1 protein-coding gene is annotated in these 500 nt (G+C 38.2%); it reads right to left on the bottom strand.

Annotated elements, in window-relative coordinates; genetic code table 11:
- Positions 1-164 precede the first annotated feature (164 nt).
- Positions 165-500, bottom strand: a 336-nt coding sequence (atpC, locus tag IE294_RS50625; RefSeq protein WP_189895453.1) for an ATP synthase F1 subunit epsilon, incomplete at its 5' end; no start/stop codon positions are given.

Here is a 500-nt window from a genome sequence, read left to right as displayed (position 1 = left end):
ATTCTATTTCCGTTTTCAATTTTCAAATTTTTCGTTAGCTCAAAATCTGATTTCACTTTTCATTGTATTTGATTGTATTTGATTTTATTTAATCGGCAGAATCAAAATGGGATGTATAAACGAAAGTTCTGTTTCTACGGAAATTTTTTCGATTAACCAACTCGTTACGAAATCGCGTTGATAGCCTCGACTCGTGTCCTAGCCCGTCTGAGAGCTAGATTTGCCTCAATTGTTTGCCTCTTGCCTTCAGCTTTCCTCAAGTTAGCTTCCGCTATTTCAAGAGCTTGCTGAGCTTCTTGTGGATCAATGTCACTACCCTTCTCCGCATCATTTACTAAAATAGTGATTTCATTGTTGCCTATTCTAGCAAAACCACCCATCAGAGCCATCGTTAACCATTGGTCGTTAAGGCGTATTCTCAAAATACCTATATCTACAGCTGTGGCAATAGGCGCGTGATTTGGTAATACGCCAATTTGTCCGCTATTAGTAGATAAAAT

Origin of the sequence: Streptomyces canarius (assembly GCF_014650735.1) — a bacterium.
GTDB classification, from domain to species: domain Bacteria; phylum Actinomycetota; class Actinomycetes; order Streptomycetales; family Streptomycetaceae; genus Streptomyces; species Streptomyces olivaceoviridis.
The sequence above is the reverse complement of the archived record's forward strand: the minus strand, read 5'-3'. Positions and strand labels throughout refer to the sequence as shown.